This window comes from Paenibacillus nanchangensis (assembly GCF_046543445.1).
Taxonomy (GTDB): domain Bacteria; phylum Bacillota; class Bacilli; order Paenibacillales; family Paenibacillaceae; genus Paenibacillus_AQ; species Paenibacillus_AQ nanchangensis.
The window spans coordinates 162,584-183,091 of record NZ_JBHOFD010000004.1 but is presented as its reverse complement, the minus strand read 5'-3'; the positions used below and the strand labels follow the sequence as shown (position 1 = coordinate 183,091).

The 20,508-nt window shown below is 52.0% G+C and carries 15 protein-coding genes and 1 pseudogene; 12 read left to right on the top strand and 4 right to left on the bottom strand.

The window, feature by feature from the left end; translation table 11 throughout:
* Positions 1-81: 81 nt before the first annotated feature.
* The 7 genes and pseudogenes from ACE6ED_RS04440 to ACE6ED_RS04410 all read left to right on the top strand — a co-directional run bounded on the left by ACE6ED_RS04440 (position 82) and on the right by ACE6ED_RS04410 (position 7,233).
* Positions 82-966, top strand: coding sequence for a carbohydrate ABC transporter permease (locus tag ACE6ED_RS04440; RefSeq protein ID WP_410825775.1), 885 nt, complete (start codon positions 82-84; stop codon positions 964-966).
* Positions 967-1,007: 41 nt separating this feature from the next.
* Positions 1,008-1,793 carry a carbohydrate ABC transporter permease gene (locus tag ACE6ED_RS04435; RefSeq protein WP_410825858.1) on the top strand — a complete coding sequence of 262 codons (786 nt, stop codon included), beginning with the start codon at positions 1,008-1,010 and terminating at the stop codon, positions 1,791-1,793.
* A 60-nt stretch (positions 1,794-1,853) separates the two neighbouring features.
* Entirely contained in the window at positions 1,854-2,825 is a 972-nt protein-coding gene (locus ACE6ED_RS04430; RefSeq protein ID WP_410825774.1) for a carbohydrate kinase family protein, read from the top strand.
* The gene (gtfA, locus tag ACE6ED_RS04425) at positions 2,822-4,291 is read left to right on the top strand and encodes a sucrose phosphorylase (RefSeq protein ID WP_410825772.1); all 1,470 of its coding nucleotides are present in this window, start codon (positions 2,822-2,824) and stop codon (positions 4,289-4,291) included. Before ACE6ED_RS04430 ends, gtfA begins: the two co-directional genes overlap by 4 nt.
* 104 nt (positions 4,292-4,395) lie before the next feature.
* Positions 4,396-5,871, top strand: a complete 1,476-nt coding sequence (locus ACE6ED_RS04420) for a glycoside hydrolase family 32 protein (RefSeq protein ID WP_410825770.1) — start codon at positions 4,396-4,398, stop codon at positions 5,869-5,871.
* Positions 5,872-5,877: 6 nt separating this feature from the next.
* Positions 5,878-5,967 (top strand): annotated as a pseudogene (locus ACE6ED_RS04415) (alpha-amylase family glycosyl hydrolase); the annotation flags it as partial.
* 288 nt (positions 5,968-6,255) lie between these two features.
* Positions 6,256-7,233 carry a LacI family DNA-binding transcriptional regulator gene (locus tag ACE6ED_RS04410; protein ID WP_410825768.1) on the top strand — a complete coding sequence of 326 codons (978 nt, stop codon included), beginning with the start codon at positions 6,256-6,258 and terminating at the stop codon, positions 7,231-7,233.
* A 140-nt stretch (positions 7,234-7,373) separates the two neighbouring features.
* Here the strand turns inward: ACE6ED_RS04410 and ACE6ED_RS04405 are convergent, their stop codons facing one another.
* Positions 7,374-7,928, bottom strand: a complete 555-nt coding sequence (locus ACE6ED_RS04405) for an SMI1/KNR4 family protein (RefSeq protein WP_410825767.1) — start codon at positions 7,926-7,928, stop codon at positions 7,374-7,376.
* A 323-nt stretch (positions 7,929-8,251) separates the two neighbouring features.
* Between ACE6ED_RS04405 and ACE6ED_RS04400 the strand changes: the two genes are divergently transcribed.
* The 5 genes from ACE6ED_RS04400 to ACE6ED_RS04380 are packed head-to-tail and all read left to right on the top strand — an operon-like array spanning position 8,252 to position 12,839.
* Positions 8,252-9,169: an ABC transporter ATP-binding protein gene (locus ACE6ED_RS04400; RefSeq protein ID WP_410825765.1), complete on the top strand. Its 918-nt coding sequence runs from the start codon at positions 8,252-8,254 to the stop codon at positions 9,167-9,169.
* Complete coding sequence (locus ACE6ED_RS04395) at positions 9,166-9,918, top strand: ABC transporter permease (protein WP_410825764.1); 753 nt, start codon at positions 9,166-9,168, stop codon at positions 9,916-9,918. The genes ACE6ED_RS04400 and ACE6ED_RS04395 overlap by 4 nt, the downstream gene beginning before the upstream one ends.
* Before the next feature lie 13 nt (positions 9,919-9,931).
* A complete protein-coding gene (locus ACE6ED_RS04390) occupies positions 9,932-10,660 on the top strand; it encodes an ABC transporter permease (RefSeq protein WP_410825762.1) in 729 nt (242 codons plus the stop codon).
* Between the two features lie 57 nt (positions 10,661-10,717).
* Entirely contained in the window at positions 10,718-11,431 is a 714-nt protein-coding gene (locus tag ACE6ED_RS04385) for a response regulator transcription factor (RefSeq protein WP_410825761.1), read from the top strand.
* Between the two features lies 1 nt (position 11,432).
* On the top strand, positions 11,433-12,839 hold the full coding sequence (locus ACE6ED_RS04380; RefSeq protein WP_410825759.1) for a sensor histidine kinase: 1,407 nt from the start codon (positions 11,433-11,435) through the stop codon (positions 12,837-12,839).
* A gap of 297 nt (positions 12,840-13,136) precedes the next feature.
* On the opposite strand, the gene ACE6ED_RS04375 is transcribed toward ACE6ED_RS04380, so the two are convergent.
* From ACE6ED_RS04375 to ACE6ED_RS04365, 3 genes are all read right to left on the bottom strand, one after another.
* Positions 13,137-13,715, bottom strand: a complete 579-nt coding sequence (locus ACE6ED_RS04375; RefSeq protein WP_410825758.1) for a sugar O-acetyltransferase — start codon at positions 13,713-13,715, stop codon at positions 13,137-13,139.
* Between the two features lie 41 nt (positions 13,716-13,756).
* A complete protein-coding gene (locus ACE6ED_RS04370) occupies positions 13,757-14,758 on the bottom strand; it encodes an ROK family transcriptional regulator (protein WP_410825756.1) in 1,002 nt (333 codons plus the stop codon).
* Between the two features lie 265 nt (positions 14,759-15,023).
* On the bottom strand, positions 15,024-19,964 hold the full coding sequence (locus ACE6ED_RS04365; protein ID WP_410825754.1) for a chitobiase/beta-hexosaminidase C-terminal domain-containing protein: 4,941 nt from the start codon (positions 19,962-19,964) through the stop codon (positions 15,024-15,026).
* Positions 19,965-20,508: the final 544 nt, after the last annotated feature.

Sequence of the window (20,508 nt, the reverse complement as noted above, 5' to 3'; positions counted from 1 at the left end):
GGTAAGGTCTTAGGCGGCCTTATCCATTGTTTCTTTCCGGCACGTAGATAACTTAACCTATCAAGATGGCGAGGGGTTTAAATGATTAAGGAGAAGGGGAAATGGAACAGGTTACGAACCAGAATACTTTTTACGGGTCCAGCTCTGTTTGCTTTTCTGACAGTAATGATCGTTCCTTTCTTATATGGTATCTATTTAACGTTTACAAACTGGGACGGCATCGCAACAACCCATTCGCTGGTAGGGTTCCAGAACTACTTCGCGGTTTTTCAGGATGTCGTGTTTTGGAAGACCTTTGCTCTGACACTCCAGTATGTCGCGGTCACTGTTATTCTCGTAAATGCAGTTGCTTTTCTATTAGCCTACGGCCTCACGAGAGGCGTTAAGGGACAGAACGTCTTCCGCGCCGGATTCTTTATTCCGAACTTAGTCGGAGGGATCGTCCTTGGCTTGATTTGGCAGTTCATTTTTTCCAATGTGTTAGTGTATATCGGTCAAAAGGCAGGGATTCCATTCCTCTCTACTTCTTGGCTTGCCGACCCGGATAAAGCATTCTGGAGTCTGGTGATCGTCACAGTTTGGCAATATGCCGGCTACATGATGGTAATTTATATTGCTGGCCTTATGAGTGTACCAAACGATATTCTCGAGGCAGCCAGCATCGACGGGGCGAGCGGGTGGACGCGTATGAGCCGAATGATCCTGCCGCTGATGGTACCATCCTTTATCGTATGTATCTTTCTTACGCTTCAGCGCGGGTTTATGGTGTATGATGTCAACCTGTCCCTCACGAAGGGCGGCCCCTTTAAAAGCACGGAGATGGTATCAATGCATGTGTACGAAAAAGCATTTTTGTCCCGTGATTTTGGTCTAGGTCAAGCCGAGGCGCTGGTTCTGTTTCTGCTTGTTGCCGCTATTACGCTGCTGCAAGTCTACTTTAGCAAAAAATTGGAGGTGGAGGCATAGTGGCCGGAACAAGATCATCTTCCTCTCTGCTAAAAGGGCTTATGCTTACTGTTCCTCTGTTTCTGTTCATTTTCCCTTTTGTCTTTTTGCTCATCAACTCTTTTAAAGAAAATACAGAAATCACATCAAACCCGTTAGCATTTGCACATCAATTTAATTGGGAAAATTATACCACGGCGTTCGAGAAGATGAGCTATCTCAGTTCATTTACTAATTCTCTGCTAATTACCGTGTTGGCTGTCCTGTTGATCTCCCTGGTGTCGGCGATGACGGCACATTATTTCGTTCGTAACCAAACGAAGTTCAATCAATATACATTCCTGCTAATGGTCGCTTCTATGATCATACCGTTCCAAGCAATTATGATCCCGCTGGTGAAAATTTACGGTTCGCTTGACATGCTGGACAATGTCTGGTCGCTGATCTATATGTATGTTGGTTTTGGTTGCTCTCTTGCAGTCTTCATCTACCATGGTTTTGTTAAAGGTGTACCGGTTGAGCTTGAGGAAGCTGCAATGATTGACGGATGTACGCGTACACAAACATTCTTCCGAGTTGTTTTCCCTGTGCTCATGCCCACAACGGCCACCATTTCAATCCTTAACGTACTCTGGATTTGGAACGACTTTTTGCTTCCATCCTTGGTGCTGATCAGTCCGGAAAACCGGACGTTGCCTCTGTCCACCTTTAGTTTCTACGGAACCTATTCGGTAGATTACGGCCCGCTTATGGCTGGGCTTGTGCTGACCATCCTGCCGATTATGGTAGTTTATTTATTTGCCCAGAAGTATATCATTCAAGGAGTTATGCAAGGCTCTATCAAGTAAGGCACAACTACTGAATAAAAATAACAGCAGCACTGGAGATAGGCGCATTGGAGGAATACTGTGTTTTATTATGAAAAACGCTTGGCGTTCGAAGAGCGGGAGAGCGACATCCTGACGGTAGGGGAAATGCTTGTCGATATGATTTCCGAAGAGTATGATGACACCTTCGAAAGCCGAACCTATCAGAAGTTTTTTGGCGGTTCTCCATCCAATATTGCGATGAATGTCAAGCAGTTGGGCATTCGTCCGTTAGTCGCAGCGGCAGTGGGCAAGGACGGATTTGGGACATTTTTGATGAATCAGTTGAAAAAGGCGGGGATTGAAACCAATCTCCTGCAGCAAACGGATGCGTCTACCAGTATGGTCGTTGTCACGAAAAGCAAGTCCACACCGATTCCCATTTTCTACAGGGGAGCCGATCAAGAACTTGCTTTCTCACCGTCACTGAAAGCTGCGCTGCAGCGCACAAAGATCGTACATTTCTCATGCTGGCCCATCTCGATTCCCTCCGCCCGGTCCACCATTGAGCGGGTTATAGACGAAGCCAGAAATAACGGCGTTATCATCGGTTTTGACCCCAACTACCATCCAATGATTTGGCAAAGGGGAGAAGACGGTATTGAAATCGTCAAATCGATTGTCGGCCAAGTAGACATCATCAAGCCGTCCGAGGATGATGCAGAGCGGCTGTTCGGCAAGGATTCGCCAGAGAACCAAATTGAAAAGTTCATGGAGTTGGGGGCGAAGTTGGTCATTATGACGCTGGGAGCGGATGGCGCTCTCGTATCAAATGGAAGCCAAACCGTTAGGTTTGACACACTCGCCACGGAAGTTACAGACACGACCGGAGCCGGCGATGCATTCTGGTCGGGCTTTTACACAGCACTCATTAAGGGTTATACGATACGTCAATCACTCCAGCTCGGCTTTGCAGTCAGTGCCTACAAATTGAGATTCACCGGGGCCGTTGTTCCCCTTCAGACACTCGAAGAAATCAAACGCTTGTACGATATTCAGGAGGCAAGAATATGACAGTAAAAAATCAAGTACAGCTTATTACGTATCCGGATTCGATGGGTGGTGATTTGAAGGCACTGAACCACGTGCTGAACAAACATTTTACCGATATTTTTAAAGGCGGGGTGCATATCCTTCCCCCGTTCCCATCCTCTGGAGACAGAGGGTTCGCTCCGCTTACCTACCTTGAAATTGAGCCTCAATTTGGCAGTTGGGAGGACATTAGGGAGATTGGCGGAACATTTGACGTGCTCGTGGACCTAATGGTAAATCATATTTCCAGGCAGTCGGCGTACTTTCAGGATTTTCTGGAAAAAGGCCGCCAATCTGCATACGCCGATTATTTTATAACCCTTGATAAGCTTTGGGAGAAAGGAGAGCCAGTCCAAGCGGATATTGACAAAATGTTTCTCCGCCGTCCGCTTCCTTACTCGGCGTTTACCATTAAGGATACTGGAGAGGTTGAACGAGTCTGGACCACATTTGGTAAGTCAGACCCATCCGAACAAATTGATCTGGATGTTCAATCCGATCAGGTCAAGCAGCTGTTAACCGATTTCTTTATTAATTTCAAGAAAAACAATGTGAAAATCGTCCGGCTTGACGCGGTCGGTTATGTCATTAAAAAGCTTGGAACGAGTTGCTTTTTTGTAGAGCCGGATATTTATGAGTTCCTCGACTGGATTAAGGGACTGGCCGATTCGCTCGACATTGAGCTGTTGCCAGAAGTTCACGCCCACCATAGTGTGCAGAACAAGCTGGCGGAACATGGTTTCTGGATCTATGATTTTATCCTGCCCTACCGTATTCTGGATACTCTTGTTAACAAGTCCAGCGAAGATCTGCTCGACTATTTGAAGAATAGGCCGGCAAAACAATTCACCATGCTGGATTGCCATGATGGGATTCCGGTTAAACCGGATCTCGACGGACTCATCGATACAAAAAAGGCAAGAGAGTTAGTCGGCATCTGCACAGAACGGGGATCTAATCTTAGCTTAATTTTGTCAGATGAACATAAAGACGAAGATGGTTTTGACGTCCATCAGATTCGGTGTTCCTATTACTCGGTGCTTAATGCGGACGATGACGCATATCTGGCGGCACGAGCCATCCAGTTCTTTACTCCCGGGATTCCTCAAGTTTATTATGTAGGGCTGCTGGCTGGCAAAAATGACGAGGAGCGGGTCAAACAGACAGGCGAAGGCCGCGAGATTAACCGTCACAATTACAGCCTGGAGGAAATCGATGGGGCTCTTCAACAGGATGCCGTACAGAGGCTGCTCCGACTGATACGTTTTCGTAATGAATACGAAGCTTTTCAGGGTGACTTCCGCGTGCTGGATTCATCGGCGCAGGAGGTTCGGCTCGAATGGGTCAAAGCGGACAAGAAGTGTACGCTACACGTAGATTTGGTTAACAACCGTACGATTATTGAGTATTTGGATGATAATGGAAATCAGGAAATCTACACGATTTAAAGGGTACCAGGTAATTCCTTTGCGGGAAGAGAACATCAACGGTTCGTTGGAGTTCTCTTTCTTTGTTACCGGCCGTACGGCACTACATTAGAGGGGGCAAAAGCATGACAAAAGTATCGAATAACAATAATTACCGGCCGCAATTCCACTTTACCCCGCCTGCTAATTGGATGAATGACCCAAATGGGATGGTGTATTTTGAGGGAGAATATCATTTGTTTTATCAGTATCATCCAGGCGGGTCAACCTGGGGGCCCATGCACTGGGGGCATGCTGTAAGTACCGATCTGGTTCACTGGCAGCATCTCCCGATTGCGCTTGCGCCGGATCGGAATGGAATGATTTTTTCCGGCAGCGCCGTGGTGGATTGGGAGGATTCCAGTGGTTTTTTTGGAGGAGTGCCGGGACTCGTGGCCATCTTCACTCATGCTGACGAGTATCCGGAATCAAATCGCCCCCGGCAAAGGCAAAGCTTGGCGTATAGCATAGACCGGGGACGAACCTGGAAAATGTACGAGGAAAATCCGGTCCTTTGCAATGAACAACTGACCGATTTTAGGGATCCGAAAGTTTTTTGGCATGGCGAGTCCAAACGGTGGGTGATGGTGCTTGCCGCAGGCGACCGTGTACATCTTTACACCTCAAAAAATTTGAAACAATGGTCTTTTGCAAGTGACTTCGGGGCGTTCGACGGTTCCCATGACGGGGTGTGGGAGTGTCCGGATCTCATTGAGCTGCCTATTGAAGGGAGTCCGAACGGTGAGTCGCGATGGATGCTCATTGTCAGTATAGGAGACAAGCCCGGATATCCAGAGGGAACTAGAACCCAGTATTTTATCGGACATTTCGACGGCAGTGTGTTCACGAATGAGTATCCATCTAACACGATACTGTGGTTGGATTACGGAAGGGACAATTATGCAGGTGTAACCTGGTCCGATACACCGGATCCCCCTAAAAAATATTTTATCGGATGGATGAGCAACTGGCGTTACGCTAATGTTACACCGACTGGTGAATGGAGAAGCGCAATGACACTTCCCCGCCTGCTTAATCTTAAGCATGGTGATGACGGTATACGGCTTGTTCAAGAACCTGTGCCATATCTGGAAAAGCTCCGCAAACAACCTTGGGAGAAGTTTAACGTCCTCCTCCAATCGGGAGATAATCTGCTTGCGTCTTTGCAGGAAGATGTCTATGAGCTGGTTTGTGACATTGAGGTGGGAACCGCTGCCGAGATTGGTTTTAAACTGCGAAAGGGAGAAAACGAAGAGACTATCGTGGGATATCGTACAATTGAACAACAGCTTTATCTCGATCGTACACGCTCCGGCGAAACCGTTTTTCATGATTCTTTTCCGTGTAAACACGCTGCAACACATAAGATTACCAACGGAAGGCTGCACTTGCGTATTTTTGTCGATCAGTGTTCTGTTGAGGTATTTGCCGGTGATGGCGAAGTTGTGCTCACTGATTTGATCTATCCAAACCCCGCCAGCCGGGGGTTGGAGCTATTTGTGAGAGGCGGGAAGGCTCAACTCATTTCCCTTCAATTATTCCCTCTGCATTCGATTTTATAGTCTAGACTGGGGATTGATGTAATTTGGTTATCACCGGTATATCGGTCACCAAATGATGACAACGGTTATGATATGAGTGATTATCGGGACATTATGGAGCATGATCCTTTAGTCAAAATCCAATCTTCAACCGTATAAAGCTAGAGTATATTTACTAGAAGCGGAGTAAGAGCAAAAGAGCTGGACGCCTAGAAGCGCCAGCTCTTTGTATAGCCTTATAATGCAACCTGCAAGCTTATACGATCCAGTAGCTTTTAAAGCATGGTTTCAATGTGGGATCTTAGAGAATGGAGTGTACTCTCGAAGGTTGTTTATACTAACTTGTGAAAAGAAGTATGTTTCGTTATAGTGAGATTAAATAAGATACGAAAAAGCGGTGGGAAAATGGCAACTATTCATGATGTGGCCCTCAAGGCAGGTGTATCGGTCACAACTGTTTCGAGAGTTTTAAACAACCGTGGATATATCAGTGAAACAACCCGAACTAAAGTATTCGGCGCGATGGAGGCATTGGGTTACCAACCAAACGAGATCGCCCGCTCTCTGCTCCGCAAACAATCAAATCTAGTTGGTCTTATTATCCCTAATGTATCCCATCCCTTTTTCAGCCAATTGGCGGATCGGGTCGAATATTACGCATATCTCGAGGGATACAAGGTTCTATTATGTAATTCTCAGATGGATCCAGTTAAAGAGAGAGATTACATTGATATGCTTAAACGGAACCGGGTAGACGGCATAATCATGGGCAGTCACACGCTGGAAGTTGAGGAATATCACAGTTTAAATTCGCCAATCGTCACCATCGACCGGAAAATCCATAACACTATTCCTTACTTAAGCTCTGACAATTATCGTGGAGGCCAGCTTGCTGCAGAACTTCTTGTGGCAAAGGGATGCCAGAAGATCGCGCATATTTGTGGTAACTTGGAGCTTCAGATGCTGTCCAATCAGAGAACGAATGCTTTTCTGGACGTGACCACGAAGCATGGAGTTGAGCATTTGGTTGTCGAGACGGGGTTAAACGTTTTTGATGAGGACAAGTATCAGAAACTGCTACAACAATTGCTTCAGGAGCATCCTGACATTGATGGGATTTTTACAACGAGCGACATTTTAGCTGCCTATGCAATAAAGGAAAGCTTGAACGCAGGGAAGAGAATCCCGGAGGATATCCGGATTGTCGGCTATGACGACGTAGGAGCATCACGATGGGTAAGTCCCGAGCTGACGACGATACGCCAGCCGATTGATGCCCTGGGCAAAATGGCCATTCAGCTCCTCCGCATGCAAATGGAGGATAAGCAGGTGGCCTCAGAGAATATTTTGCCCGTGGAGTTAATTGAACGCGCAACGACTTGAAACGAACAAGTCTAAGAGGGTTGAGAAACCTTGGCCATATACAAACTTATTTTGTTCTTGCATTCTGTTAATCAAGGCCTGGAAAAGAGCCCTTTAAATGAAAAATGAAGAGGGCTCTTTTTTATGGGAGTCTAATCCTGCTACCCATACAATATATCCTCCGCGGCCGTGGTCCCCAGACACAATTCAATAAACGTATCGGCAATTTTTACAGCCTCGTCAAAACCCAGATTGCCCGAGTTGACTACCAAAATGGGGTACTCTTGATCGGACCGATCTTCCCGCATATCCCATACATAATGATTGCCGCTCCCGTCCATCGCAAACGAAACCGCTCCCGGCATATACTCGGGGAATTCATAGGCCAGCAGCATCGGTCTAAACTCTGCAATCTCGAAAAACTGGAAATCCCGCTTTCCGTTAGAAAACTCCCCTCCATTGGAGTAACGAAGCAGATCCAAGTACATAGCGGGGAGCGGTTTGGCTGGAATGGACCAGCCCGCCGGGTCAAAAGGCCGGTACTGCGCATGCAGCGGAGAGGAAACAGGAAACGGATTGTGTTGTTTTGCCCTGATTTCAGCTATTTCCTCTACAGTAAGTTTTTTATGCCAGCTCTCTGCAAACAGCCGCAGCTCCTCTTCCCGCAGGCCGAGTTGTCTCCAGTAACAGGCTTCAAATACCGTCATCCAATCCATTCTATTTTCCTCCTCCTTAGTATTCCAACGTCCCTTTCACTTATAGTTTCAGAGTAAACGATAAACATGGAGTGAAGCAAGCGGCCGTTCATTGTGGGATAGCTTTCACAGAGAAAGCTTAGAAAAAGAAAGCTTAAAAAGAGAAAGCTTAAAAAGAGAAAGCTTAAAAAGAGAAAGCCAAGCCTTGAGACATCAAGGTTTTTTTGCATGGGATGGGATTTAAGGCTCATGTAAGGTTTGCTTCAGCTGGAGGTAAGGCGCGGTCAGTATAGTTTAAGCAGAATCATTTTTCAAAGCATACAGGAATGGAGATGGCATGATTTATGACCGCGCCTTCGATTGTACAAACGCACAACCTGACCAAGGACTACGGCGGGCTCAAACGTGTGGACCAGGTGGACCTGAACGTCCAGCAAGGAGAGATTTATGGATTCCTTGGACCCAACGGGGCGGGCAAAACCACGACGCTCAAAATGCTGCTTGGACTTGTGAAGCCTACCGGGGGAAGCATTCAATTATTTGGCGACAGCCTCAGCAAACACCGTTCTTCCATTTTAAGGCGGACCGGATCGCTGATAGAATCACCTTCTTATTACGGACATCTGACCGGGCTGGAAAATATGAGGATCATGCAGCGTCTGCGGAACGCGCCGGATAAAAATGTGGACGAAGCGCTCCGGATCGTCCGGCTTGAAAATCAAAAAAACAAAAAGGCTGACCAGTATTCGCTTGGAATGAAACAGCGGCTGGGCATTGCCATGGCGCTGCTTTCGTTTCCCGAGCTGCTGGTTCTGGATGAACCCACCAACGGCCTGGACCCGGCGGGCATTGGTGAAATCCGGGAGCTGATCAAGTCGCTGCCTGAACGTTACGGGATGACCGTGCTGCTTTCCAGCCACCTGTTGTCGGAAATCGATCAAATCGCCACCTCGGTCGGGATCATTTCCGAAGGGAAACTCGTTTTTCAGGGCAGTATGGCCACCTTGCGGCAGCAAGGACGTTCCGCGATCCATCTGCGGACAGGGGATAATGACCTGGCGGGGCAACTGCTGCGGGATCAGGGGTACCGCCCGGTTCCAACCGGCGGCCGGCTGGCCCTCGGGATGATGAATGACACCGAGGTGGCGGAGATCAACAGCCTGCTCGTCCGGCACCGGATTCCGGTCAGCCGGATTGAGGAGCATAAACGCAGCCTGGAGGATATTTTCCTGGAGCTGACGGGAAAGGGGCGAAGCTTGTGATCCGGATATGGGGCCTCGAATACTACAAACTCCGGCGCAAAAAAATCGGGGTGATGCTGCTTGCCTTCCTGTCTGTTGAAATGCTGTGGGCTTTTTTGTCCATCAGCCGTTCCATTGCCAAAAATCCGGATCATGCGGTCTGGGAAGCGCTCATCTTCAATATTTCATCCATGAACGGACTGTTTCTGCCGATTCTGTCCGCCATCATCGTCTCGCGGATCTGCGACATGGAGCATAAAGGGGCCACGTGGAAGATGCTTGCCGCCACCAATGTGAGCCGGAATCGTCTTTACGCGGCCAAGTATGTCTGCGCGGTTAGTTTGCTTTTGGCGGGATTACTTGTGCAAATGACACTCATGGCCGGTTTCGGGATGCTGAAAGACTTTCCGGAACCGCTGCCTGCCGGCCTGCTGATTCGGTTTTTGGGTGGATCGATCCTGCCGGTTCTTGCGGTTACTGCCCTGCAGCAGTGGCTTTCGCTGGCCGTCAAAAACCAGGCTTTTGCGCTCTGTTTAGGCATGCTGGGCGGACTCGCCGGCATGACGGCGGGATTATTCCCCGCTGCAGTCAGACATGCGCTGCTCTGGTCGTATTTTTTGGATCTCAGTCCGGTTCTTTACCAGTTTGGTGCTTCTTCGGGCGCCTACAGTATCCAGACGCAAAACGCCGGGTTGACCGCTGCCGCTCTTGTCATGACGGTCCTGTTTTATATCGCAGGCAGTGTTCATGCGTCCCGGCAGGAAATTTGAGGAGGCGAGCTTGATGTTACAAAGTATTTCTGCGGAATGGCTGAAGCTGCGGCGTTCCCGTATTTTGCTGCTGCTTGCCGTTTTGCCGGTCGTCAGTCTGGTGATCGGCGGCTCCAATTATTATTTTAACCGGCAAGCCTTGCAGGACGGATGGTACAGCCTGTGGACCCAGGCCAGTTTGTTTTACGGCGAGTTTTTTCTACCAATTTTAATTGCCATCTGCTGTTCCTATGTGTGCAGGCTGGAGCATGTAAACCGGAATTGGAACATGGTTATGACCACTCCCGTTTCGGCATCAAGCGTTTATTTTGCCAAGTGGTGTATGGTGAGTCTGCTCATCTTGTTTGCGCAAACGCTGTTTATGGTCATGTACTGGCTGACAGGTCTTCAATTCTCCATTCCCGGACCTCTTCCGGGTGAGACTATCGAATGGGCGGTGCGGGGGTGGATTGCTTCTTTATCCATTATTGCACTGCAGCTTGGATTGTCGATCCGGATGCGCAGCTTTGCCACACCGATCGGAATTTGTCTTTGCGCGGTGTTTGTCGGGCTGGGGCTGTATGTTACCAATTTGGGTATGTTTTTCCCGTTTTCGCTGCTTACGATTGGAATGGGCGTGCTGAGCCAAACCGGGTTGACCGGCATGCAAAATGTGCTGTTTTTTGTCCTGAATCTCTTGTTTATCCTTGTTTTTTCCGGGATGACGATCCGCCGGCTTAAACACAAGGACATTGCCTTCTAAAAAGCAATCCTCAATCCCCTTCGATAGACATGTATAATAACAATGGGTGATGTCTAAATGGACAATGTAAAAGATAAAAAGATACTGATCGTAGACGACGAGCCGGAAATCCGGAGTATGATTGAACGGTTTTTGAGGAAAGAGGGGTTCCATAGGGTGTATACCGCGGCTGACTGCGCTTCGGCTTTATCGTTCTGCCGCAGCGGCGGCCCGGATATTGTCATTCTCGATATTATGCTCCCGGACGGAGACGGGTTTTCGCTGCTGACGTCGATCCGGCAGTTTTCGGATGTGCCCGCCCTGATTCTCTCCGCACGCGGCGAAGATGAAGACCGGCTGCTAGGACTTGGGCTTGGAGCTGACGATTACCTTGTGAAACCTTTTCTGCCGCGTGAGCTGGTCCTGCGGCTGATGGCAATTTTAAAAAGAGTTTATTCTTCGTCCATGCCGGCTAATGCGGCGGTCTTCCAGTTAGGCAACTACACGATTGACCTGGGCAGCGCGGCCGTGCGGAAAAACGGGGTTGAACTGCAGTTAACCGCCAAGGAGCATGCTATTCTGGACAAGCTGTATGAGAACAGGAACCGGATTGTAACTAGCGATAGTCTATGCCAGGCCGTTTGGGGCGACGACAGCTTCGGTTACGAAAATACGCTAATGGTGCATATCAGACGGGTCCGTGAAAAAGTCGAGCCGGATCCATCGAAGCCCGCTTACCTCCTTACCGTCAGAGGGTTGGGTTATAAACTGCTGGTGAAGGAGGACGGCTGAGATGGAGGGGGTTTATCGCATCCTGAGCCGGTTTGCCGCGGCGACGATGTTCATCTCCGTTTTTTTATTGATGGTTAATTTTGTGCTGCTGGGAACCTTGGTGTTCAAGGAGGCGGAAGGGAACGCGTCGCCGGAAGGTGTGGTGCGGCAGGTAGCGGAAGGATTGAAGCCGCAGCCGGGAGGGGGTTACGTTCTGGACGTACAGGCTGCGGGACAGCTCCGGCAGAGCCAGGCTTGGGCCATGCTGCTTGATGAGAGCGGCCGGGTCGTGTGGGATGATGAGCGGCCGGCGGAAGTTCCGCAGTCGTATACTTTAACCGAAGTAGCCAAGTTTTCTCGGTATTACATAAAAGAATATCCGGTCTACATCTGGGAGCTGGATCACCGCTTGCTCGTCGTCGGTTATCCGAAGCAGAGCCACTGGAAATATCAGTTTAGCTTCCTTTCGGAGTGGGTGAAGGAGTTACCCACGCGGCTAGTCATACTGCTGATTTTTAATGGGGTGTTAGCTCTGGTTATTTCAGCAGTGATTGGCGCGCGTCTTATCAGGAGCATTAGGCCTCTGCTGCAGGGGGTTCACAATCTGGCCAGGGAGCAAACCGTACAGCTGGATGCAAAAGGACTGTTCGGGAGCCTGGCGGCGAGCATTAACGAAGCATCGGCGAAGCTGGCTCAAAAAAACGCAGCACTTAAGGCGAGGGACGAAGCGCGCTCCAACTGGATCGCCGGCATCTCGCATGACATCCGCACGCCCCTTTCCATGATTCTTGGTTATGCCAGTGATATGGAGGAGCATCCCGAGATCCCCGCAGAGCAGAGGCAACAGGCTGGGATTATCCGGCGGCAGGGCGAGAAGCTGCGGTCGCTGGTAAGCGACCTGAACCTGGTATCCATGCTGGAGTATGAAATGCAGCCGCTGCATAAAAAGGAACTGAGATTATCGGTTTTGGCCAGGCAGGCTGCTGCGGATACACTAAATAACGGATTGGATGAACGGTATGCCATCGAACTTCACTTAGATAACGAACCGGTCAAGATCAGGGGCGACGAAAAGCTGCTGCTCCGGGCGATCGGGAATCTTGTGAACAACAGTGTGCGCCATAATCCGGAGGGCTGCAGGATTACACTTGAAACTACACTGGCAGAGGACCGTTATTGCCTAACGGTAAAAGACGACGGACAAGGGATTCCGCCGGAGCGCTTAGCGGAGATTACCGAACTTCCTTATTCGGCCAAGCGGACCCGGCCCGTCCATCAGGGTCAAGGTCATGGTCTTGGGCTTCCTATGGTGGCACGGATTACAGAGGCGCACGGCGGTACACTGGTTGTAAAAAATAACGGGGAAGGCAAGGGACTAACCGTGACGATGAGTTTTCCGCTGCTTTCGGACTCAGTAGGCGGCCAGTAGAAATATGCTGCCGGTTTATCTGCTGTGGGGAAAAAGTGTACCACCTGTTCATTTGCCTAGGGGCAAAAGTATGCTGCCCAACTTCCAAAGAGCAAATGGGCGCTGTCCGTCCATCTGCCAAGGGGCAAAAGGGCATTGTCCTCCCATCTTTCAAGGGATGCAAGAAACGAGGGCGGTACAAGTAAAGCCGGACGGCCTGTTCTATAGCTGTCCGGCTTAATTGGTTAGCCGCGTTGCTGCCTTGCCAGTACGACATACGTCCGGTTCCAGAAGGATGGGTCCGGACCGGAATCCAGGTTACTGGGCTTTCTCCTCTGTAATCGTCCGGAGAATGCGGGCGGGATTGCCGCCAACGATAACATTGTCCGGAACATCGCGGGTGACGACCGCTCCCGAAGCTACAATTACATTGTCACCGATGGTAACACCGGGATTAATCACCGCACGCCCGCCGATCCAGACGTTGCTGCCGATCCGGACGGGTTTGCCGTATTCCGGCCCCGCGCTGCGCAGCACCGGGTCAATCGGATGGGCGGCCGTGTAGATATGCACGCCGGGTGCAAGCATGCAGTTGTCCCCGATCCGGATTTCGCAAACGTCAAGGAGGACACAGTCGTAGTTCGCATAAAAATTATCGCCGACATGAATGTTGTAACCGTAGTCGCAGCGGAAGTTCGGCTCAACGCTTACCGTGCCGGCCGCGCTGCCGAATAACGTTTTTAGCAGCTCAGTCCGCCGTTCATTTTCCGTTTCATCCGTCTGGTTAAACAGTCTCACCAGCCGCCGGGCACGCAGCCGCTCCTCGCTCAGTTGGGGATCCCAGGCTTCATAAAGCTCGCCGCTCAGCATTTTTTCTTTTTCGGTTTTTGTTGTCATATGAATCTCCTGTCTCTTATTTAGGAAGTAGTGGTCAGCCTTTAACGCCGCACCTGCACCAGCTGCAGGCTTAAGTTCAGTTGTTCCATCGTCGCGGCGGTCAGGCCGCTCCGGTAAAACGAGTCCGGGTCCTTCAGCAGCTCCAGTTCAGGCATGTGCTCAGCCGGGATGGAGTTCAGGCAATGCGTACGGATAAGGTCCAAATCTTCGCCTCCGGCCTGGTCCCCGGTGAGTGCAATCAAATCCGGGTTAATTACGGCGATCAGCGACGATAACATCCGGGCCGCCAAGGGAGGAAAAGTCTTTTTCCGGCCGAGCTGCCGCATTTGTTCTTCCCGCGTCAGGCCGAGAGGCAGGAAGGACAGCTCGCCCGCAAACCGCGACTTGCCTTCCAGCACACGCCCCCCGGTAAAAATCCCCGCCCCCGGATAGCTGCCCTGAATAAAAGTCGCCACGGCAACCGTCCTGTCATCTTCAATCCCGCGGTCCCGGGAGAAGCCATAAACGGTCATGTTCATATCATTTTCCACAACGATGGGGATACCGTATTTCTCCCGCAGCGCATGTTCGAGCGGAGCGCCGATCAGCTCCGGAATATCGCATACATTTACTGTGCCTTGGTGAGTAAAGCCGGGAAGACCGATACCGGCGGCCCGGATTTGAGGATACGCTTCAATCAGCGTCCCGATCCTGCGGTCGACTACAGCGGCATCCAGCATAACGGATTCCTCGCACCCGCTGTCGACAGGTTCGCCGTGTGCGTTAACTACAATATAGTCCAGCGTTCGGACACCGCCAGTCAGCCGGATAAACAGGCAGGCAATAAGCGCGTAGTCTGCATTATAAATAAATTTGCGCGCCGGACGTCCGCCGGAGGAAGCTTCCGGTTCGGCTTCGATGATTTCGCCTGCCGCCAGCAGCTCCTTCAGCATGTTGCCGCAGGTGGCTACACTTAAGCCCGTCACCTGAGCCAAATCAGATTTGGTTGCCTGCTTCAGCCTCCGCATCGTCTGGCGGATCAGCTCCAAATTGATGGCTTTCACTCGTAGGGCATTGTTTGAGAGGGGCTCGATTGAGATCACCTCCTTTTACTTTTGATAATACTTAACGAAAGTATAAATGAAAGTGGGACAGATGTCTATTCTGCCCGGGAAGATGCACGACAAGGACCCGGCGGTTGGCAGCCGGGTCCCAGCAGGTCACTTTTTAACTGAAGTTGTTCTATTACACCATGGGGTTTATTCTATGCTGTCCTGTCCGGAATGCTGAGGCGCCGTATCCGGAGGTCCATCAGCATTAGGCGTTCCATCAGTGTCCAGCTCCGTACCACTCCTTAAATCCGTGCCGATCCCCGAATCTGTACCGGTCCCCGAATCTGTACCGGTCCCCGAATCTGTAACCGGTCCCCGAAACTGTGCCGGTCCCCAAATCCGTGCCGGTTTCCGAATCGGCGCCGGTTTCCGAATCCATGCCGTTCTCTGAATCTGTACTGGTCTTCTGCCCGGCGTCTGTCTCGGACTCTACGTTTTTCTTCGTCTCCGGCTCTGCGGCAGCATCCGGATCGATCCCGGTGTCCGCAACAATCCGGACGTCATCGATAAATGCTGTATTATCGCCTTCGGTTGTTACCGCAGCAAAGACGACTTCATGAAAGCCCGGTTGGACGGTAAACGGCTCGGATTCAAAAGGCTCATAGGCCTCCTTGGAGGCAGGGGTGAACGAGCCAATTTCCTTGCCGTCCACGCTCACAGTGAAAGACTGCTGGCCCCCGAAAGACCGTCTTGCCGCCTGGAAAGTGATCTTGTATGTTCCGGCAGGAAACTCGATATGCTGCGTAATCGAACCCTGGCCGTTTTTGGTCTGCAGGTATGCGGCCTGGGTGCCTTCCGGCGCATCGGGATGCCCCAGCACACTGCCGTTTCTGGCGATCCCGGCATGGGTGTTAAAGGTCCAGCCCGATTTCAGGTTCCACACTGTTCCATAGCTTGCGGTAACCTGCGGAGCCTCAAATCCGGCATTTTCCGCAGCAGCCGCTTTCGGCGGGGTATAGGCGTCCAGCCGGACTGAATCAATGAAAGCCGTGTTATCCCCGTCGGTTGTACCGGCGGCGAACCGGATAACCTGTTCGCCAGCCTGTACCGTAAACGGTTCGCTGCGGTACAGCGTATAGTTACGGCTCTCGGGCGTAACGGAGGCGACAAGCTTGTCATTTACCGACAAGTCAATGCGCTGCTGTCCGCCGTACGCCCGCCGGGCGGCATAGAAGCTCAGCGTATAGGTGCCTGCCTCCAATTCGGCCGTCTGGCTGATTTCGCCCCGACCTTCTTTGGTCAGCAGATAGGCGGCTTGGGTCCCCCCGGGCGCATCCGCCTGCTCGAATACGCTGCCGTTTCTGGCGATGCCGGCATAGGTGTTGAAACGCCAGCCTGCTTCAAAATTCCATTTTGTGCCCTGCGGAGACTCGATCCTTGGGTCTTCAAACCCGGCGTTGCGCAAATCACCGGCAGGTGCTTCATAAGGCAAAATTTGAATGTCGTCGATAAAGGCGGTATTGTCGCCCGAATCGGTTACCGCAGCGAACCGGATCAGATGCTTGCCGGGCTTCGTTACTTCAAAGCCGTCCGTGGAATAGGGGGCATAGCTGCCGGCCGCCGGAGTGTAAGTGCCCAGCATTTGCTCATCGAAGTAGACGGCAAACGTCTGCGGTCCGCCGAAATTCGTCCGTTTGGCGGTTTGGAATTCCAGCATATATTTCCCCGGAGGCAAAATAACCTGCTGGCTAAACGATCCCTGTTGGCCATTAAGTGTCTGCAGGTAGGCGGCTTGGGTGCCTTCCGGCGCATAAACGGCATCAAAGACGCTGCCGTTGCGGACAATTCCCGCAGAATTGCTGAAGCTCCAGCCTGCGGTTCCGCCTACCAATACACCGGTCTTGTTTTCGACGCGCGGAGACTCAAAATTTCCGTTGTCCAGCCGGGCGGTCTCCGGAATCTCGATTTGTTCAATCGAAATCTGATCAAGGAATAAGATGCCTGCCGTGCCGTCCGCGCTGAATTGAACCGTATGCTCTCCCGCCTCCACAGTGAAAAACGCTGAGCGGTACGTCCGGTATTCCCCCGCAGCAGGGGAAAAGGCATCGGCTGCCGTATCATCAACCCGCAGCTCGAGTGCGGGGGCTTCTGCTCCGCCGGAGACGGCGCTAAAATTCACCGCATACACGCCGGCGGGCAGTTCCAGCTTTTGTTCAAACCTGCCGCCCGGCTCCAAAAACGCCGCCTGAACACCCGCAGGACTGGCGGGCGAACCGAGACTGCTGCCGTTACGGACGATGCCGGAGGATTCATTAAAAGTCCAGCCGGAGACCAGCCCGCGCAGCAGCCGGTTTTCATTTACAGCGGCCGGCGATTCAAAACCGGCGTTCTGGAGCGTAAGCGATTCGGAAGGTGCGGGAAGCACAATGCGTACATCGTCAATAAACGCCGTATTGTCGCCTTTCAGCGTCGTCGCCTGGAACAGGATCGTGTGTTTACCGCTCTCTACCGTAAACGGCTCGGTCCGGTACAGGGTGTACTCTCCCGTCTCCGGCCGGTAAGAGCCAATAACGGTATCGTCAAGATAGACGTCGAAGGACTGGGTGCCGCCAAAGCTCGTACGTTTGGCTGCCTTGAACGCTAGCTGATATGTGCCGGCAGCCAAGTTTACCGCCTGGCGAAGCGTCCCGGCAACGCCGCCGTCCGTTTTCAGGTAACCGGTCTGTACACCCTGCGGCGCCGGAGCAGCTTCAAACGGGCCGTCGTTATGCTGTACGCCGGAACGGCTGTCGAACACCCAGCCGTTGGTCATCGGTCCGGGCCGGGCGGAGGTGGTCGCCGGCTTCTCAAATCCGCCGTTGAACAGCGTAGCCGCAGGAAGTTCATCCGGAATTTCCGTGCTGTAGAAGCAGCGCTTGCTTGCACCCGGAACCGGGTCGCCCAGCACCTCGCTGCTGCACAATACGCCGTCCGTCTGGAGAGAGTAATTAAACAAGCCGTCCGCCCCGTATGCGACAACTGCCTGGCCTTCAAAATAACACGCTCCGCCGTTTTCATACATGCACAGCTGGAAGCCGTCCGGCGCGCTGCTGACCTGCCCGATCTGGTAAAGCGAAGAGACGGTGCCGGAGGGGTTCAGCCCGGATTTGAACGCCTTCGCTTTGTATAAGGCGAGTGTACCCTCATGCAGAACGATCGGCCGGACATAACGCGGCGAGTCGGCTGTCGGCTCGCTTCCGTCCGTTGTGTAACGGATATCCGCGTCCTGCGTTCCACTCTTCAAATAAAGGATTTCAGCCGACGGATAAGCGCTTTGATCCAGACTGAAAGCCGGTGCTTGCGCCGTTTTGCGTTGCGGTTCCGGAAGGACGGTCACCAGTGCAATGCCGGAAGCGGCAGGATCGGAAACGCTGGTTGCCTTAACGGCAATCAAGGTTTCGTCTGTTACCCGCGGGGCATGATACACGCCGGTGAATTTATTAATCGTCCCGCTGTTTTTGCCGATCACACTCCAGATCACTCCGCTTCTGCCGTCGATAACTTCGGCGTTCAGCCGGATTTTATCTCCGCCGTTAACAACCGGATCAATCGGGTTGATTTTGACCTGGGTCTGGACAGGAGCCGTTGTATAAATCATGACATTGTAATCCCCGTTGATGCCTTGGTCGGTAAAAGAAGAACCGGCGCGGAACGTACCCGATACCGGGGGCAAAATCGCATTGTCTTCGCGCACGGCATCATCCCGGTAGGCGACTTTGCGGAACGTCTTGTTGATGGGCTTCCCGGCAAAGTTCAGCTTCAGCTCTTTGGGCGAGCCCGCTTTTGCCTCGACAAGAACGGTGTAATGGCCGTCCCGGGACCGGAACGCCGCGGCCCGCAGCTCCTCCGAACCGCCAGTGTCTACTTTGAGGACCTGGCTGTGCCCGGGGACATACCGGTTCAGCATCCCTGCGCTGTAAAAGGTTTTGCGCGGCGTCAGCCCTAGCAGAAGCGAATCCCACATCGTGTAGGTGCCGTTTGTTCCGCCGTTGGGATCATGCGTCCATACGCCATTTAACTGCCACATCAGCGCCGATTTGACGCCCATGTTGGCCGCCTGGATGACGGAGTTCGCGTAGCCTGCGTTCCAGTTGCTTGCATTGTCGTCGGCCCAGCCGAATTCAGTCAGATGAAGCGGCTTGCCGCCGACAAATTGCTGCCGGGCCGCAAACGCTTCGCCGAGTCCAGTGTAGGTTTCGCCGTAGACATGGAAGCTGTAGCCGTCAATAACATCGTCGGCGTGCTCTTTCATGTAGCGGGTCCAGCCGGGAGCGCCCGTTTCTTCCGGCCCCCAGATTTCAATCCGGTCACGCAGCCCGTCGCGTTTAAGCCGCTCGCTTGTTTTTCGCACCATTTCCGCGTAGTAGGCCTGTTCATCAACGCTTCCGTCCCCGGGCACATCGAAGTCCCAGGAACCGTTGGGTTCATTGTAAAAAGTCATATATTTCACGTTGTCATAGCCCCGCCGGTCAATCAGCTCGCGCAGCAGGGCGGAGGCGGAGGCGGCGTAAGCGTCAAGATCAAGAGGAGCGCTTTCTACCGGATCGATCCCGGGAAAGGGGAACCAGTCATGCACGGCGGAGCCGACCTTCCAGCCGAAATTCAGTTCGATTTCCGTTCCGGCGGCTTTAAAGGCATCCAGATATTTGTAAAAAGCCTTCATTTTCGGGCTGTCCCACGTGTAAACGCCTTTTGCCGGCTCCATCCAGTCGATCTGGAACCATACTCGGGCGACCTTCGGCTGAACGGTCCGGATGCGCTTGCTGTCCATTTCCCAGTGGGCTTCCGTATAACCGAGCGAGGTCTGTCCCTGCATCAGCGCCGCGGGAATGACGTTGACGCCTACGCCTAAAAAATCCTGCTGGATGACCGTGCCGGGGTCGACGGTAATCGTATGCTTCGTGCGGCCTGCCAGGGCTTCTGCTTCGATTTCCATCACGGTCGTTGTTTCGATCTCCGTCTCGGCTTGTGTCGCAGTTTCCGTCCCGGTCTCCGCTCCGGTCTCCGCTTCGGTCTCTGTTCTGGTCTCTGCCCCGTTCTGTGTCGCATACTCCGTCCCGTTCTGTGTCCCGGTCTCCGCCCCGGCGGGCAGAGGGAGGCTCCAGGCGGACAGCAGCATCACGGCAGCCATGGCGGCTGTTTTCCAGCGTGCAGTCAAGCGTCGGGGGAATCTTTTCATATCAGCTCTCCTTTGTTTGGAATATCGGCTTCCGGTTCCAGCCGGGAGGGGAGAAGACGGGAAAGGGCTGGCAACTCTTTTTCACTCGACAATATGATAGCGCTTACAGATGAATCTTGAACTGAACTTTATTGCGAAAGGCTTGAAAGATTCCAAGTGTGGAGTTGAACGAATCGGCAGCTGACTTGAACAATTTTGAGAGGGGGCTACGGCATACGAGGTTCTGTTTCGCGTATAAAAAAAGTTTCCCGCCGGAGAGCACCGGGAGAAACCGTAGAGGAAATGCGGAAGCGGATGCGATTCTGTGCAGACTTATCATGCGGATAAGGACGTTCAGATTTCCGGCGATCCGCAGCTCGGTTCCGGAGTCGGCCAGCTCTTTGGCCGTCCATTTGCTGTTGTTTACTGTAAATCGTGAGCTTCAACTTAGGGGACTCGATCTCAGGTCCTCTTTTTGCTGCGGTTTATTATTTTCTGTTGTCATTTGTTATTGCCTTGATGTAAATTAATACACACAAAACAGCGGTGCCCGCCTACCAGCTCG

What these genes read in the sequence shown, in the direction of transcription:
- ACE6ED_RS04420 (WP_410825770.1), top strand. Translation starts at nt 4,396, where the DNA reads ATGACAAAAGTATCGAATAACAATAATTACCGGCCGCAATTCCACTTT.
- gtfA (WP_410825772.1), top strand. Translation starts at nt 2,822, where the DNA reads ATGACAGTAAAAAATCAAGTACAGCTTATTACGTATCCGGATTCGATG.
- ACE6ED_RS04400 (WP_410825765.1), top strand. Translation starts at nt 8,252, where the DNA reads ATGACCGCGCCTTCGATTGTACAAACGCACAACCTGACCAAGGACTAC.
- ACE6ED_RS04365 (WP_410825754.1), bottom strand. Translation starts at nt 19,964, where the DNA reads ATGAAAAGATTCCCCCGACGCTTGACTGCACGCTGGAAAACAGCCGCC.
- ACE6ED_RS04375 (WP_410825758.1), bottom strand. Translation starts at nt 13,715, where the DNA reads ATGACAACAAAAACCGAAAAAGAAAAAATGCTGAGCGGCGAGCTTTAT.
- ACE6ED_RS04440 (WP_410825775.1), top strand. Translation starts at nt 82, where the DNA reads ATGATTAAGGAGAAGGGGAAATGGAACAGGTTACGAACCAGAATACTT.
- ACE6ED_RS04435 (WP_410825858.1), top strand. Translation starts at nt 1,008, where the DNA reads ATGCTTACTGTTCCTCTGTTTCTGTTCATTTTCCCTTTTGTCTTTTTG.
- ACE6ED_RS04380 (WP_410825759.1), top strand. Translation starts at nt 11,433, where the DNA reads ATGGAGGGGGTTTATCGCATCCTGAGCCGGTTTGCCGCGGCGACGATG.
- ACE6ED_RS04385 (WP_410825761.1), top strand. Translation starts at nt 10,718, where the DNA reads ATGGACAATGTAAAAGATAAAAAGATACTGATCGTAGACGACGAGCCG.
- ACE6ED_RS04405 (WP_410825767.1), bottom strand. Translation starts at nt 7,928, where the DNA reads ATGGATTGGATGACGGTATTTGAAGCCTGTTACTGGAGACAACTCGGC.
- ACE6ED_RS04390 (WP_410825762.1), top strand. Translation starts at nt 9,932, where the DNA reads ATGTTACAAAGTATTTCTGCGGAATGGCTGAAGCTGCGGCGTTCCCGT.
- ACE6ED_RS04410 (WP_410825768.1), top strand. Translation starts at nt 6,256, where the DNA reads ATGGCAACTATTCATGATGTGGCCCTCAAGGCAGGTGTATCGGTCACA.